The sequence below is a fragment of the Paraburkholderia sp. SIMBA_053 genome (genome assembly GCF_046534895.1).
In the GTDB taxonomy this organism is placed as follows: domain Bacteria; phylum Pseudomonadota; class Gammaproteobacteria; order Burkholderiales; family Burkholderiaceae; genus Paraburkholderia; species Paraburkholderia caledonica.
Window position 1 is genome coordinate 1 of the sequence record NZ_JAWRXU010000797.1, and the last position, 267, is coordinate 267.

A 267-nucleotide genomic window follows, 5' to 3' on the forward strand; every position below is an offset into this window, starting at 1 on the left:
CCCCGCCATCCTTCCGGCGGATGCTCTTGTGGCTAGCCCACGCATGAATCATGGTGCCGTCGACGCTGAAATGCTCGCCCGACAGCAAGCCGCGTTTATGTGCCGTTTCCACTGTCGCGTTGAACAGGTCGGTCACCGCATCGAATTCGATCAGCCGATCCCGGTTCTTGCTGAACACCGAGTGATTCCACACCGCTTCCTCAATCGACAGGCCGACGAACCAGCGAAACAGCACGTTGTACGAAATCTGCTCGACCAGTTGTCGCT

At 58.1% G+C, this 267-nt stretch carries 1 protein-coding gene; it reads right to left on the reverse strand.

The window, feature by feature from the left end:
• On the reverse strand, positions 1 to 267 hold a 267-nt coding region (locus tag SB753_RS37770; protein WP_410805248.1), incomplete at both ends, for a transposase.